The 14,170-nt window shown below is 69.5% G+C and carries 18 protein-coding genes; 11 read left to right on the forward strand and 7 right to left on the reverse strand.

What is annotated here, in order from left to right; translation table 11 throughout:
* Positions 1-3: 3 nt before the first annotated feature.
* The gene (locus C8K36_RS01040) at positions 4-1,047 is read left to right on the forward strand and encodes an alpha/beta fold hydrolase (protein ID WP_107982613.1); all 1,044 of its coding nucleotides are present in this window, start codon (positions 4-6) and stop codon (positions 1,045-1,047) included.
* A gap of 6 nt (positions 1,048-1,053) precedes the next feature.
* Here the strand turns inward: C8K36_RS01040 and purU are convergent, their stop codons facing one another.
* Both purU and C8K36_RS01050 read right to left on the reverse strand, forming a co-directional pair.
* A complete protein-coding gene (purU, locus tag C8K36_RS01045) occupies positions 1,054-1,941 on the reverse strand; it encodes a formyltetrahydrofolate deformylase (protein WP_107982614.1) in 888 nt (295 codons plus the stop codon).
* A 43-nt stretch (positions 1,942-1,984) separates the two neighbouring features.
* A complete protein-coding gene (locus C8K36_RS01050) occupies positions 1,985-2,827 on the reverse strand; it encodes a class I SAM-dependent methyltransferase (protein ID WP_107982615.1) in 843 nt (280 codons plus the stop codon).
* A 37-nt stretch (positions 2,828-2,864) separates the two neighbouring features.
* Between C8K36_RS01050 and deoC the strand changes: the two genes are divergently transcribed.
* Entirely contained in the window at positions 2,865-3,545 is a 681-nt protein-coding gene (gene deoC / locus C8K36_RS01055; RefSeq protein WP_107982616.1) for a deoxyribose-phosphate aldolase, read from the forward strand.
* Between the two features lie 4 nt (positions 3,546-3,549).
* Here the strand turns inward: deoC and C8K36_RS01060 are convergent, their stop codons facing one another.
* Complete coding sequence (locus tag C8K36_RS01060; RefSeq protein ID WP_107983670.1) at positions 3,550-4,287, reverse strand: DUF2993 domain-containing protein; 738 nt, start codon at positions 4,285-4,287, stop codon at positions 3,550-3,552.
* 152 nt (positions 4,288-4,439) lie between these two features.
* Between C8K36_RS01060 and C8K36_RS01065 the strand changes: the two genes are divergently transcribed.
* Positions 4,440-5,051 carry a type IV toxin-antitoxin system AbiEi family antitoxin domain-containing protein gene (locus C8K36_RS01065; protein WP_107982617.1) on the forward strand — a complete coding sequence of 204 codons (612 nt, stop codon included), beginning with the start codon at positions 4,440-4,442 and terminating at the stop codon, positions 5,049-5,051.
* Between the two features lie 10 nt (positions 5,052-5,061).
* Here C8K36_RS01065 and C8K36_RS01070 read toward each other — a convergent pair whose 3' ends face one another.
* From C8K36_RS01070 to C8K36_RS01080, 3 genes are read right to left on the reverse strand one after another with little or no spacing between them, the layout of a single operon-like run.
* Positions 5,062-5,841: an SAM-dependent methyltransferase gene (locus C8K36_RS01070; RefSeq protein WP_107982618.1), complete on the reverse strand. Its 780-nt coding sequence runs from the start codon at positions 5,839-5,841 to the stop codon at positions 5,062-5,064.
* Between the two features lie 5 nt (positions 5,842-5,846).
* Positions 5,847-6,347 (reverse strand): DUF2505 domain-containing protein, encoded by a 501-nt coding sequence (locus C8K36_RS01075; protein WP_107982619.1) that lies wholly within the window; start codon positions 6,345-6,347, stop codon positions 5,847-5,849.
* A gap of 45 nt (positions 6,348-6,392) precedes the next feature.
* Positions 6,393-6,896, reverse strand: a complete 504-nt coding sequence (locus C8K36_RS01080) for a DUF2505 domain-containing protein (RefSeq protein WP_107982620.1) — start codon at positions 6,894-6,896, stop codon at positions 6,393-6,395.
* 23 nt (positions 6,897-6,919) lie between these two features.
* Here C8K36_RS01080 and C8K36_RS01085 point away from each other — a divergent pair, with 23 nt between their 5' ends.
* From C8K36_RS01085 to C8K36_RS24650, 8 genes are all read left to right on the forward strand, one after another.
* Positions 6,920-8,023 (forward strand): UDP-N-acetylmuramate dehydrogenase, encoded by a 1,104-nt coding sequence (locus tag C8K36_RS01085; RefSeq protein WP_107983671.1) that lies wholly within the window; start codon positions 6,920-6,922, stop codon positions 8,021-8,023.
* An 84-nt stretch (positions 8,024-8,107) separates the two neighbouring features.
* On the forward strand, positions 8,108-9,295 hold the full coding sequence (locus C8K36_RS01090) for a L,D-transpeptidase (protein ID WP_107983672.1): 1,188 nt from the start codon (positions 8,108-8,110) through the stop codon (positions 9,293-9,295).
* A gap of 102 nt (positions 9,296-9,397) precedes the next feature.
* Positions 9,398-10,210, forward strand: coding sequence for an alpha/beta fold hydrolase (locus tag C8K36_RS01095; protein WP_107982621.1), 813 nt, complete (start codon positions 9,398-9,400; stop codon positions 10,208-10,210).
* A 109-nt stretch (positions 10,211-10,319) separates the two neighbouring features.
* Positions 10,320-11,105, forward strand: a complete 786-nt coding sequence (locus C8K36_RS01100; RefSeq protein ID WP_107982622.1) for an ESX secretion-associated protein EspG — start codon at positions 10,320-10,322, stop codon at positions 11,103-11,105.
* A gap of 78 nt (positions 11,106-11,183) precedes the next feature.
* Complete coding sequence (locus C8K36_RS01105; RefSeq protein WP_107982623.1) at positions 11,184-11,720, forward strand: YbaB/EbfC family nucleoid-associated protein; 537 nt, start codon at positions 11,184-11,186, stop codon at positions 11,718-11,720.
* A complete protein-coding gene (locus C8K36_RS01110; RefSeq protein ID WP_258194520.1) occupies positions 11,713-12,027 on the forward strand; it encodes a WXG100 family type VII secretion target in 315 nt (104 codons plus the stop codon). The genes C8K36_RS01105 and C8K36_RS01110 overlap by 8 nt, the downstream gene beginning before the upstream one ends.
* Entirely contained in the window at positions 12,027-12,923 is an 897-nt protein-coding gene (locus C8K36_RS01115; RefSeq protein ID WP_107982624.1) for a hypothetical protein, read from the forward strand. The genes C8K36_RS01110 and C8K36_RS01115 overlap by 1 nt, the downstream gene beginning before the upstream one ends.
* A 12-nt stretch (positions 12,924-12,935) precedes the next feature.
* On the forward strand, positions 12,936-13,100 hold the full coding sequence (locus C8K36_RS24650; protein WP_181319311.1) for a hypothetical protein: 165 nt from the start codon (positions 12,936-12,938) through the stop codon (positions 13,098-13,100).
* A 10-nt stretch (positions 13,101-13,110) separates the two neighbouring features.
* Here C8K36_RS24650 and C8K36_RS01120 read toward each other — a convergent pair whose 3' ends face one another.
* Positions 13,111-14,163: a DUF2804 domain-containing protein gene (locus tag C8K36_RS01120; protein WP_107982625.1), complete on the reverse strand. Its 1,053-nt coding sequence runs from the start codon at positions 14,161-14,163 to the stop codon at positions 13,111-13,113.
* Positions 14,164-14,170 lie beyond the last annotated feature (7 nt).

Raw genomic sequence — 14,170 nt, forward strand, 5'->3', positions numbered from 1 at the left:
GGAGTGGAAGTGGCTGTACGGAAGTCGCACAGGACGCTGTGGACGTTGCTCGGCGTCGCGGGACTCGGAGCGGTGGTAGGTGGCGCAGTCGTCGCGGCCCGGTCGCGTGCCGCGACGTCCGGAGGCATCTTCGGTTCAGGTGACACCGAGGCGGAACTGTTCGCCACCCCGCGCATCGAACCCGAGATCGTCCCCGTCGTCAGCGCCGACGGGTCGGAACTGCACGTGCGCGCCTACGGGCCGCCCGACGCCGATCCGATCGTGTTCAGCCACGGCTGGACGTGCTCGGCCGACTTCTGGAATCCGCAGGTCAACGCGCTCGCGGAGAAGTACCGCGTCATCACGTACGACCAGCGCGGGCACGGCCGCAGCGGCATCGGGAACCTTCCGCTGAGCCCCGACGTCCTGGCCGACGACCTGTCTGCGGTCCTCGCCGCGACGGTGCTGGGCGGCCGCAAGGCCGAGATCGTCGGCCACAGTATGGGCGGCATGAGCATCGTCGCGTGGGCCGGCAAGTACCCCGAGGAGGTCGATCGGTACGCGGCGTCGGTGCTGCTGGCGAGTACCGGCACCGACAGTCTGGTCGCCGAGACCACCGTCATCCCACTGCCGCAGCGCTTTCCGCGGGTGCCGGTGCCGGTGGGCAGGGCAGTCCTCGGGTCGGCGATGCCGATGCCCGCGTCGCCGGTGACTACCCGCGCCATCAAGTACGTGGCGCTGGCGCCGGGCGCGACCCCGGCGGAGGTCGCGTTCTGCGAGCGCATCGTCAGCGAGTGTCAGCCCCGCACCCGCGGTGGGTGGGGCGCCGCGCTGAGCACCCTCGACATCAAGGACGGGCTCGAGAACCTGACGGTGCCGACCACGGTGCTGGTGGGCACCGCGGACCGGCTCACCCCGCCGTCGCACGCGCGTCGGGTTGCGCAGTTCCTCGACGACTCCGAGCACCTCGAGCGGTTGATCGTGCTCAAGGGCATCGGTCACATGACGTCGGTCGAGGCCGTCGCCGACTTCAACGCGGAGGTCGAACGCCTGCGCAGCCTGAACTGACGGGCGTCAGCTGAAGACGACGGTCTTGCGGCCGTGCACCTGGACGCGGTCCTCCAGGTGCCACCGCAGGCCGCGGGCCAGTACCAGCTTCTCGATGTCCCGACCCTGCCGGACCATGTCGGACACCTCATCGGTGTGGTCGACGCGGATGACGTCCTGCTCGATGATGGGGCCGGCGTCCAGTTCCGCGGTCACGTAGTGGCAGGTGGCGCCGATCAGCTTCACGCCGCGCGTGAACGCCTGGTGGTACGGGCGGGCGCCGACGAACGACGGCAGGAAGCTGTGGTGGATGTTGATGGCCCGTCCGGCCCAGTGGTCGCACAGCTCGGCGGGAAGGACCTGCATGAAGCGGGCCAACACCACCGCATGGGGGTCGTGCACGTCGACGAGCTTGCGGACCTGCTCGAACGCGGGGCCGCGCTCGGCGGGATCCTTCGGGAACGACACGTAGTGGAAGTCGACACCGTGCCGGGTGGTGACGCGCTCGAGGTCGGGATGGTTGCCGATGACGGCGGCGATCTCGCACTGCAGTTCGCCCGCCGCGACCCGGCCGAGAATGTCGTGCAGGCAGTGGCCTTCCTTACTGACCAGCAGCACGACGCGCTTGCGCTCGCCGGTGTCGGTCAGCGTCCACTCCGTCTCGGGCCCGAGTTCCTCGGCGACGGCCGCGAACTTCTCGCGCATCTCCTCGAGGCTCAGACTGATCGACGACGCCCGCACCGCTTGCCGGGTGAAGAACCAGCCGGTGTCGGCGTCGGCGTGGTACGCGGCCTCGACGATCCAGCCGCCGATCTCGGCGAGGAAGGCCGAGATGCGGGCCACGATGCCGGTGCGGTCGGGGCAACCCAGAGACAAGACGTAACGACGGTCGTCGGCCGAGGCAGCTGAACTCATGGGCTCAGTGTCTCAGGTCGGGCAAAATCGACGACGTCTCAGGTCAGGCAAACCCGACGACCTTCGCCGTACCGACGAGCGTCGTCGCGTCGACGGTGTGCAGTCCGCGCTCGGTGATCAGGCCGACGAAGTCGCTGCGCACCCGCTCGACGACGTCCGGTTCGAGTCCCGACAGGGTCGCGCGTAGCCCGCTGCCCACAATGAAGTTCCAGCAGAACTCCTCGGTCGCCGGGATCAGGTTCGACAACTCGTTGACCTCGACGTCCACGGTGTCGGCCGCGGTGAGCCAGTCGCGCATCTTGTCGGGGGAGTCGAGTCGCTGTGCGGGCGGCATCACGGCGGTGGGGTCAGGGAGGGGTTGCGGCAGGTGCGGGCCGAGTGCATCGAAGTAGATCGTCGCGTACTCGCGCAGCGCGCTGTCTCGCCAGGCGGTGACGGCGACGGTGCCGCCCGGCCTCACCAGGGTGCACAACCGGGCGAACGCGAGGTCCATGTCGGGAAGGAAGAAGACGGCATACGAGCTGAGCAGCGCGTCGTAGCCGGCGTCGGGAACCGTGCTCGGGGGTTCCCACGCGGTGGCGTCGGCGCACACGAACTCGATGTTGAGCAGCGCCCGCTCCGACGCCTTCACCCGGCCCCGCTCGAGCATCTCGTCGGAGAGGTCGATCGCGTGCACGAGCCCGGTGGGACCCACCGCCGACGCGGCAGAGAGCGCCGAAGATCCGGTGCCGCTGCCGACGTCGAGCACGGTGTCGCCGGGTCGCAGGCCGGCCTGGAACGCGAGCGCCTGGCCGGCCGGATTCCACACCTCCGGCGCGACACGGTCGAAGTCGTCGGCGGCCGCGTCGAACGTCGCGGCGACCTCCTCTGCGGGTGGGCCTGCCATGCGACCGATGCTAGCGAGCTGTGCCAAGCTTCGAGGCATGTCCGAGACAGCGCGCAACCGCACCGGCGTCGCCGGGATGGTCGACCACACCCTGCTCAAGCCGGAAGCGTCGGACGCCGATGCGCGCGCCCTCGTCGCCGAGGCCCGCGACCTGGGGGTTCTCGCGGTGTGTGTGTCGCCGTCGATGCTGCCGATGCGCTCGGTGGACCTGGGTGGACTGGTGATCGCGACGGTCGTGGGGTTCCCGTCCGGCAAGCATCACTCGCTGGTCAAGGGAGCCGAGGCGCGACTGGCCGTCGAGCAGGGCGCCGACGAGATCGACATGGTGATCGACGTGGGCGCCGCGGTGGCCGGTGAGTACAACGCGGTGCTCGCCGACATTCTGACTGTCCGCGAGGCGATCGGGCCGGGACCGGTGCTCAAGGTAATCCTCGAGTCGGCCACGCTGAGCGACGACGCGATCGTCGCGACGTGCCGGGCCGCCGAACAGGCCGGTGCGAACTTCGTGAAGACGTCCACCGGCTTCCATCCGGCGGGCGGCGCGAGTGTTCACGCGGTGCGGCTGATGGCGGACACCGTCGGCGGGCGGCTCGGCGTCAAGGCGAGCGGTGGCATCCGGACCGCGGACGCCGCGCTCGCGATGATCGAGGCCGGCGCCACCCGCCTCGGACTGTCCGGCAGCCGTGCCGTGCTGGACGGGCTGCCGGACCAGTCCTGATCCGTCAGAGCAGGCTGCAGTTGTTCTGCGCGTCGGGGTCGGCCGCCGGCATCACGTACTGACCGCCCTGCAGGCTCACGTCGATGCCGCTGTCCGTCACCGTCAGCGACCTCGGCTCCATCCCGAGCGGGTACTGCTGCAGGCTGTCGGTGAGGGTCTGGACGATGCCGTCGACGAGCGCGGTGGGCAGCCCCAGGCCGAGGATCGCGGCGCTCACCGTCTCGACGTCGATCTTTCCGTTCTGCGCCGTCGGGTGGACCGTCATGTCCGCGAAGCCGCCCACCGAGATCTTCAGGGTCCCGGCCGCCGGGTCGGCGGTCACCGCGCTGATCATGCCGCCCAGCGGCTGCGTCTGCAGCGTCGCCAGGATGCCGTCGGTGGACCAGTTGACGTCGGCGGACGAGCTGCCGATCGTGCCGCTGCTGTCGGCGGAGTCGGTGATGCGGATGTCGTTGGCGCGGGCATGGACCTCCATGCCCTGCGCGGGACCGAACGCCGAGCCCTTGCTGTCGATCTCCACGTACGGAACGTTCTTGCCGGTCATCTGGAGCAGAACCGGCTTCCAGCTGAGGCTGACGTCCACGGGGGAGCCGAGCTGGTTCTGGAACTGGGATTCCATGCAGCTCGTGGCGCGCTGCCGGAGGAACAGCTCGCCACCCACCAGGGCGACGACGAGCGCCGCGACGACGATCAACGAGATCGTGACCGCCTTGCGCCGCTTGGGTTTCGGAGGCGTGGGCATCTGGGGTGCGTTCACTGGTGCCGACATGACAGCGATTCTTCCGGAAGACTCTGAACGGTTTCTGTGAAAGGGGCGCGCGTTCGGACTCGGTATGGACACGGGGCATCCCAAAAGCTGTGATCCGGGGCACAGTCGCGCAGTAGGGTGTCCTCATGGCGGGCTGGACAGATCCGCGACGTGAACCCGCTCCCGACACGGGAGAGGATCTCCGTCGTCTTGCACTCCGGCAAGCGGGGTATTTCACGACCGGGCAGGCGCTGCGTCTTGGTTGCACTGCCGAGGATATCGGCGGCCGCCTGGCCGAGGGGTCCTGGTTGCGGATAGAACGGGATCTGTTCCGCCTGGCCTCGTTCCCGCGCAGCGACCTCGAGGAGTACGCCAAGTGGTGCGCCTGGTTCGACGGCGCCGCGGTGGTCTCCCACCAGAGCGCGGCCGAACTGCACGGCCTCGGTCACCTGCATCCCAGCTTCGTCCACCTGTCGACGACGGCGCCCGCACCCGCGCCCACCCGCAGACTCGCGCTGCACCGCCGCGAGTTGCGTCCCGACGAATGCGAACAGACCGGGACGTTCACCATCACCACGCCGCTGTGCACGGCCCTCGACCTCGCCACCGGCGGCATCGCGCAGGACCTGTTCGACGAGGTCGTGTGCGACGGCGTCGCGATCGGGCGGATCGACCCGGACCGGTTGCGCGCCGAATGCGACGGCCGGCCGCAGCAGGTGGCCGAGCGCATCGAGCATGCGCTGGGGTCGTGTCAGTAGCGAGCCGCCGCTACCCGGACGGTGCGACGTAACTCCACGGCACGGTGAGGACGCAGTCCCGTATCCGCCGCCGCTGCGGCGTGACGGGCACCTCCAGATCCGACAGCAGTCGCAGGGTTTCCCGCCACCGGATGCGGGGCCCGAAGGGTGCCAGCCCGGCGGCGGTCGCCCAGGCGCGGTCGGCGGTGACGAGCAGGTCGTGGATGCGCTCGCCGGCGACGTTGCGGTGGATCAGGGCCTTGGGAAGTCGTTCGGCGATGTCGCTGGGACGGTCGACGTCGAACGGGTCCCACGCGAGGGTCAGTGAGCGGGGGCCGTCGCGGTCGAGGAGGACCCACGCGCATCGGCGGCCGAGTTCGTCGCACGTGCCGTCGACGATCAGACCGCCCGGCGCGAGTCCGCTGCGCAGCCGTCCCCACGCGTCGTCGACGGCGTCCTCGGGATACTGCCGCAGCACGTTGAACGCGCGGATCAGGGTGGGACGCAGCCCGGCCAGCTCGAAGCCGCCGCGAGCGAAGCTGACGCCGTCGCGGCCCTCGACCACCCGGTCCGGGTCGATCTCCAGTCCGACGACGCGGATGTCGGGTCGGACGGTGCGCAGTCGCGCTGCCATCTCCAATGTGGTGACCGGCATCGCGCCGTAGCCGAGGTCGACTACCAGCGGGTCGGGGGCGTCACGCAGCATCCGCGTGACGACGGGGGTGTGGACGAGCCAGCGGTCGCTGCGACGCAACCGATTGATGCCTGTGGTGCCGCGGGTGATGACGCCGACGGGTTTTCCTTCGCGCACGCCGGTTACTGCTGAGCGAGCCAGGACGCCGTGACCTCGGCCTCCGTGCGGAACAGGTCGACCAGGTTGACCAGCATGAGTTGTTCGAGCTTGCCGCCGACGAACGGAAGGAACACCTTCGCCTCCGACGTCGTGCGCAGAGTGCACCCCGTGTCGGTGCCGAACAGTTCGATCGTCCCGGTGAGGCTGCCCGGTCCGCCCGGGATCGACGCCTCGTAGGTGCCGGTCACCGGCTCACCGAAGGCGGTGTACTTCTCCGTGCGTGTGATGATCAGGTCCTTCTTCAGCACGGTCTGCGCGATGTCCGGCAGGTCCTTGCGCGGCAGCACGTGGTGCAGCACCAGGTCGATGCCGTCGGCGGTGACCTCGAGCGATTCGACGTGGTTCTCGCTGTACTTGCGCATCTCCTCCATCCGGGCATCCCAGTAGTCGGTGTCGCCGAGGGCGGCGTACACCTTTTCGGCGGGATGCTCGAATCTGGCGGAGTAGTCGATGCGACGGGCCATGACCGGCAGATTACCGGCTGCCGGCCCGGCGGCTGGGGAAAGCGACTACCGGACCTGCGACACCCACTGCCCGGTGAAGTCCTCTTCGGCGTCGAGCAGTTCCAGCACCTGGCCGGCGATGACGGACTCGATCTTGCCGCCGATCAGCGGAATCTTGACCTCGACGTCACCATTCATGACCAGCGCAGATCCGCTTCCGTCCGCGCTGAGAGTCATAGTGCCGCGCAGTTGTCCGGGTGCGCCCTCGACCTCCGCGGAGAACGTGCCCTGCGCACGATCGCCCTGTAGCGGAGCCCACGATTCGGTGCGCCTGATGATCAGGTCACCCGGGCGGATCGAGGTCACCACGGACGGCAGGTGCTCGGCGGGCACCGACTGCTTCAGCACGACGTCGATCGTGCCGTCGCCGACCGCCACACTCTCGAGCACCGCGCCGGGGCCTCCGACCTCGCGCAGCCGGGACTGCCAGTAGCCCTCGTCGGTGAGCGCGGCGTGCAGCGTCGCGACGGGGCAGGAGTACTGCGCGGAATGCTCGATGTGGCGGGCCATGGACGGCACGCTACCGTTTGCACGTGTTGGATCCACTCATCCGGGGGCGCCTCGAAGAGGCCGGTGCGCAGTTGTCCGAGCAGGTACCGCTGGCGACCCTGACCACGCTTCGGCTCGGCGGTCCCGCCGCGCTGCTCGCCGACTGCCCGTCCACCCGGACCCTCGTCGACGTCGTCCGCGTCCTCGACGACGCACGGGTTCCGACGCTGATCCTCGGCGGCGGATCCAACCTGGTGGTCTCCGACGACGGTTTCGACGGGGTCGTGGTCCGTGTCGCGGACGCGGGCGTCGAACTCGGTGAGGCCACGGTGCTGGCGCAGGCCGGTGCAGTCTGGGACGACGTCGTCGCCAAGACCGTCGCCGCCGGGTTCGGTGGCCTCGAGTGCCTCTCCGGCATCCCGGGGTCGACCGGCGCGACGCCCGTGCAGAACGTCGGCGCGTACGGCGTCGAGGTGGGCTCGCTGCTGCGCCGCGTGCAGTTGCTCGACCGCACGACGGGCGAGGTGCGCTGGGCCCTGCCGTCCGAACTGGGACTCGGGTACCGGACCAGCATCCTCAAACATCGCAGCGACGCGCTGGTCCTGGCCGTGGAGATGACCGTCCGTCCCGACGGCACCAGCGCGCCGCTGGCCTACCGCGAACTCGCGTCGGCGCTCGGCGCGCAGGAGGGCGACCGGCGGCCCACCGCCGAGGTGCGCGACGTCGTGCTCGGCCTGCGCCGCAGCAAGGGCATGGTGCTCGACGCGGACGATCACGACACGTGGAGCGCGGGGTCGTTCTTCACGAATCCGGTGATTCCCGACGTGATCCTGCCCACTGTGCTCGACGCGATTGCCGCGAAGGTCGGTGCGGACGTGCGGATCCCGCAGTTCCCGGGGGCGGCCGGCACCAAGCTGACCAAGTTGTCTGCGGGTTGGCTCATCGAGCGCGCCGGGTTCGGCAAGGGCTACCCGGGCGACGATGCCCGGGTCCGGTTGTCCACCAAGCACACTTTGGCCCTCACTAATCGCGGGCACGCGCGTACGGGCGATCTGGTCGATCTGGCCCGCGATGTCCGCGACGGCGTGGAGCGGGCGTTCGGGGTGCGCCTGGAGCCGGAACCCGTGACCGTCGGCTGCACTATCTGACGCGGCCCCGATCGTGCCCGGATCGTGGCCTGATCGTCTCTGTGTGACGAAAGCCACTGTCGCGCTGCGAGTACCGTGGTTTTCGTGCGTGAACTGGGGATTCGGGTAAATCGGACGCGGCTGCTGATGGTGGTGGCCGCGCTGCTGGGCGTTGCCCTGCTCGCCGGGTGCACCATCCCGACCGGCGACGCGGCCGATGCCGATCCCGCCGCTGCCGCGCCCGTCGCGCAGGTGATCCAGTCGCCGGCCCCGGACGCGCAGAACGTCAATCCCGTCGAACCGATCGCGGTCCGCGTCGACCGCGGCACGCTCGAGAACGTCGCGCTCACCACCGTGGACGGCCGGGCAGTGCAGGGCGTGCTCAGCCCCGACCGGACGGCGTTCACCGTCACGGAACCGCTCGGCTACGACGCGAAGTACATGTGGTCCGGCACCGCACTCGGCAGCGACGGCAAGACCGTGCCGGTGGCCGGCAGTTTCACCACGCTCGACCCCGCCACGAAGACGTCGGCCCGCACCAACATCGGTGACGGCCAGATCGTCGGGATCGGTGCGCCGATCATCCTGCAGTTCGACGGCCCCATCGCGAACAAGGGTGCCGTCGAGAAGGCCCTGCGGATCACCACCGATCCACCGACCATCGGATCGTGGGCCTGGCTGCCCGACGACAACGGCGCGCGCGTGCACTGGCGACCACAGAACTACTGGGTCCCCGGCACCGCGGTGCACGTCGACGCCAAGCTGTACGGCCTCGACTTCGGCGGCGGCACGTACGGCGCCAGTGACGTGTCGATCAACTTTTCGATCGGACGCAGCCAGATCGTCAAGGCCGACGCGCCCAGCCACCGCATGCAGGTGGTCCGCGACGGCGTCACGACCATGGACATCCCCGTCAGCTACGGCGAGGGCAACGAGAACCGCAACGTCACCCGCAGCGGAGTCCACGTGGTGTCCGAGAAGCACGAGGACTTCTTGATGTCGAATCCGCCGTACTACGAGAACGTGCGCGAACGGTGGGCGGTCCGCATCTCCAACAATGGTGAGTTCATCCACGCCAACCCGCAGACCGTGGGCGTGCAGGGCGCGTCGAACGTGACGAACGGGTGCATCAACCTGTCTCTGTCCGACGCCGAGGAGTACTTCGGCACCGCGATGTACGGAGACCCGGTGGAGGTCACCGGCACCCGGATCGACCTGTCCGCAGCGGACGGCGACCTCTACGACTGGGCCATCGACTGGCCGACGTGGACGTCGATGTCGGCGCTGGTGTGAGTCTCGGGTGAGGCACAGCTGAGTCTCGGCTGCGCCGAACGAAACTGGCGCCCCCATCCTGCGTGGGAATATCCGAGGACTTCCCACGCGAGGAGATCTGCCATGAGAATGAGCAGGATTCGGACGTTGACGGCGATGTGCGTGCTCGCGCTCGCGGCGGTGCTGTCGGTGGGGGTGTCCCCGGCCGCCGCGAATCCGATGCCGACGGTGGTGCTCGTGCACGGCGCGTTCGCCGACACCACCAGTTGGGATCCCGTCGCCGCCGAACTGCGCGGCCGCGGCTACGACGTCGTGGTGCCATCGAACCCGCTGCGCGGACCGAGCTACGACTCGGCAGCGATCGAGAAGGCGCTCGCCGACATCCCCGGCCCGGTCCTGCTCGTCGGACATTCGTACGGCGGCGTCGTCATCAGCAACACGCACTCGCCCAATGTGGCCGGCATGGTCTACGTCGCCGCGTTCATCCCCGACCAGGGCGAGCCCGCGATGGCGGCGCTCAACCCGATCACGTTCCCCGGTAGCCAGTTGCTGCCGCCGGTGCTGCAGGTGAAGGTGGTCGACGACGCGACCACGCCGGTCGGCAAGAACCTCGACGGCTACATCGATCCGAGCCGCTTCCACGAGGCGTTCTGTCAGGACGTCTCCGACGCCACCGCCGCCGACATGATCGCGCACCAGCGGTCGATCGCACTGGCCGCGAACCTCGAGCCGACACAGGATCCGTCGTGGCGGAACTTGCCGACGTGGGCCGTCATCCCCGACCAGGACCGCGTGATTCCGCCGGCGTCCGAGCGGTTCATGGCCACCCGGGCGGGTGCGCAGATCACCGAGATCCCGGGGGCGTCGCACGCGGTGCTGGTGTCCCAGCCGGGCCAGGTGTCGGACGAGATCGAGCGGGCAGCGGCGGCACTGTGAGCCGCAGCGCCCAGTCTTCGCTCCCTCGGGCGGGGTCCCGCGCGCGGAGCGAACGAACGGGCGCTGACGACGATGGAACCGAACACCCGCGGGATGCGTCTACCTTCTCGTGGCTGTGCATTCGACGGGACCTGCGGCGTCCGGCAATCAGTGGCGGTTCACCGGCCTGGAATTCCAGATCCTGTGGCGACGACTCGGACTCGACCGGTTGCCGTATCCGCTGCGCTATCGGCCGATCGCGCAGACGCAGGACGACCTGGTCGGGCAACGTCGGGCCGCCTCGGAGGCGCTGCTTCCGCGGCTGACCGAGAGGCTCCACCGGCACCTGGTGGCGTTGGCGGAGCCGACGATCCGCATCGAGGTCTTCGGCTTGTTCGGATCCGGCGCCCCCACTCCCGTCCGCATGCATGCGGGAATCAGCGGAAGCACCGGGGTGCTCGCGATCCAACTCGCCGGTGCAGACCTGGACACGGGCAGCGACATCCTGCTGCACGGCATCGATCCGGCACGGGTACCCGACGCGATCGCGTCGGCGCTCCCCTCGGTTCCCACGGGATCGCGGTCGGTGATCCGGTTCCGGCGCGACGATCTGCGGCCCGGGCAGGGCTCGGTACTCGTGTCGGCCGGTACCGCCGGGATACGGGACGAGGCGCTCGCGCTGCTGGGACGTCCACGCCGCGGGATGGGGGAGATCACCGCCTTCGCGGGTGCCGCCTACGACAGCCGCCCCACCGACGACGGGATCGGACTGCACTGGCTCGACTTCGACGGCGACGGCCGCTACACCCTGAGGGGAGATCGCGATCTCGTGGTCCGGCCGACCGGTCCGGCGGACGTTGCCGCCGACGTCCGGGCACTCGTCGACGCCGTCCGGATCCGGGAGGTCTCGCACTGAACGACATCGGCCCGTCATGGAACCGATCCGCCGGCGCCGACGTCCAAGGATGCAGAGGGGTCGAACGGAGGGGGATCGATGAGCGACAACGGTGCCGGCAGCGAGCGGCGGGAGTCTCGGCTGCGTCTGCGGGAGAGAAACGCGCCGCTACGCGGTCAGGTGGACGCGATGCTCGAGCGGTTACACGAGCAGACCGCGGCGCTCGCGGCGGCGCAGGGGGCCGTCGCGAGCCTGACCGCGGAGGGTGCGTCGCCGGACGGGCTCGTCCGGGTGACCGTGGACGCGTCCGGCACGGTGGTGTCGACCCGGCTGGATCCCGCGGCCTTCTCGCGGACCACACCGGAACGTCTCGCGGATTCGTTCGCTTCCGCCGCGCAGGTCGCGGCGCACGAGGCGCGTTCCCGGACAGGCGAACTGATGGAACCGGTGGCGGCGATGGCCGCGGACTTCCCGGATCTGAGCGATCTCGTTCCGGGGGCGCCGAGCATCCGCAACCTCGTGCCCACGGTCGCAACCGAATTCGCGCCGGGTGCGCCGCAGGAAGGCTCGGTATCCGACACGAATGACCTGCACGACTGGCGTGCGCCGATCCTGCGGGAGGCGCATCGTGGCTGATTCGATGTGGATCGATGCGGACCGGGTACGTTCGGCCGCGCCTGGATTCGAGCGCTCCACCGACGACCTGGTAGACCTGCAACGTCAGCTTGCCCTCGTGCTCGACGCCGAGGGTGCCAGTTGGGGATCCGATTCGACGGGAAGCACATTCGCGGCCCGGTACGTTCCCGGTGCGGACGGCGCCGTCGCCGCGTTGCGCAACCTCACCGACGTCCTGGCCGGTATCGCGGGCGGGCTGCGGGACACGGCTGCCGCATTCGAGACCACCGACCGCGGATTCTCGGGCACGCTGGGGGGTGGCCACTGATGGGCATCGAGATACCGGGACCGCTGCGAACGGTCGCATCCCTTGCCTCAGGGCAGGATTGGCCCGAGGCCGACGAGACGTCGCTGCGGCGCCTGTCGGACGCATGGGAGGCCGCGGCGGGTGACGTCGAGCGGATCGGCGCTGGTGGCGACGCCGCGATGCAGGCGGCACTGGCGGGTGTGGCCGGCGCCGTCAACGAGGCGATGTCCGCCCACTGGGCGACCATCGGGGGCAACGACGGTGCGGTCGATCAGATCGTCGCGGTGTGTCGGGAGCTTGCCGACGCGTGCGAATTCACCGCGGCCGACGTCGAGGAGGCCAAGCTCGCCATCATCGCCGCACTGGTGGCGTTGGCAGCGCAGATCGCGGCGCTCGCCGCGTCGGCAGTCGCGACGTTCGGGGCGAGCACCGCTGCGATCCCGGCGGCCCAGCTCGCCACCCAGTTCACGATCCGGACGATCATCACCCAACTGCTGCAGCGGGTTGCGCGGGAGGTTGCGGTCGGCGTCGTCCGGGAGGTGGCCATCGCCGGCGGCATCCAGGTGTACCAACTCGCGCAGGGGGAGCGAGACAGTCTCGACTTCGGCGCACTGGGGAAGGACGCGATCGGGGCGGCGGCCGAGGGCGTGGTCACCGGGCTGCTCGGTAGGACAGGTGCCGGCGGAGTGGTGCTCGACGGCATCGAGAGTGCCGGACGCCGGACCGCGGCCGGGGTGGCCGTGGACCTGACCACGGGCGGCGTCGGCGCGGCCGCGGGCGATGTCGTCAAGGGCGAGGACGTGAGCGCCGAAAGTGTGCTGAAGGGCGCGATCTTCGAAGCGTCCGATGCCCTCCGCGGCGGCGGAGGGCGGCCCGAGCCCGCGGCCACGCCACCGAGCTCGCTGAACATGAACTAGAAGGAGCACCACATGATTCAGGCGATCCTGCTCGTCTGCGTGCCACTCTTCGTCGCCCTCGTCGGGCACTCGGCGTATCGGGTGCGCAAGGCGAACCGGGAGCATGCGGCGAGGATCGACGGCGTCCCGGTGCCGGCCGAGGATCCTTCGCCTACCGCGACCTACACCGAGTGGTGAGCGCGACCGCTCACCAGCGGTTGTGGACCTCCTCGGCGAAGCCGAGTAGGTCGGTCACCTCGACACGGGTGCCGTCGTCGAGGACGACGTGACCGGTGAACCGTCCGAACACCTGGTGCTGGATCGATCGCAGCACCTTGAAGTCCACGGCGGCCGCGCGATCGAGGAGGGGCTCGAACGCCATCTCGAAGCGACCGTCGTTGCTCCTGAACTTCCACGGTGCACCGTCGTACGTGCCTTCCGGCAGATGGAACGTGACCTGGTCGAGCTTGTGGGCGACACCGTCCACGAACACCATGTTCTCGCTGGCCGCGGAGGGGTCGCCGAATCCGTAGCCGATGTTGAAGCCGAACGGACGGCCGTCGACGACACCCGACGCCGACCCCCAGTACCACGTGTTGTCGTACGTCCACACGCCACGACCCCAGTCGAAGACGCCGAACGCGGACTCGGGCACGAACACGAAAGTGTCGTCCCCGACCGTGATCTCACCGGTCGCCGCCAGACAGTTGATCTTCTGGTTGTAGTAGAAAGCCTTGGGCGCCTTCGGGAACGGTGTCGCGATCACCATCCGGGCAGGAGCGGAGCCTGCGGAGTGACCAGAAGGTGCCACGGCGGGCTGCGAGAGACGCAGCTCGCCGCGTAGCCCGCGGCCACCGTCGAATCCGGGATAGTCGACGGACAACACTCGTCCGCCGTCATCGTGGCGGAAGGCGATCCGCATCTTCTTGTGATCGATCACCACGTCGCCGTCGTCGGCGCTCGCCGGCAACCCCATCCGGCCCATCGGGAACGGCAGCATCACGTTCTCGGTGCACTCGCGCCGGTGCCGGAAGTCGAGCCAGGAGACACCCAGCAGGCCCATGTACCCGTTGTCGGCGACCGTGAGCGCCAGACCGTTGTCCGGGGTGAGGACGCAGTAGTAGTCCCACTCCTTGATCCGCCACGACGGTGCGGCCAACGCCGATCGGTCGTAGCGACGGACCTCGGCGTCGGCCCACCCCGCCTCGGCGAGACGGCCGCGTGTGTCGAGGAGGGCTCCCGGCCGCAATCGGTGCTGCATGCCGCGA

It is taken from the genome of Rhodococcus sp. OK519 (assembly GCF_003051005.1).
GTDB lineage: Bacteria > Actinomycetota > Actinomycetes > Mycobacteriales > Mycobacteriaceae > Prescottella.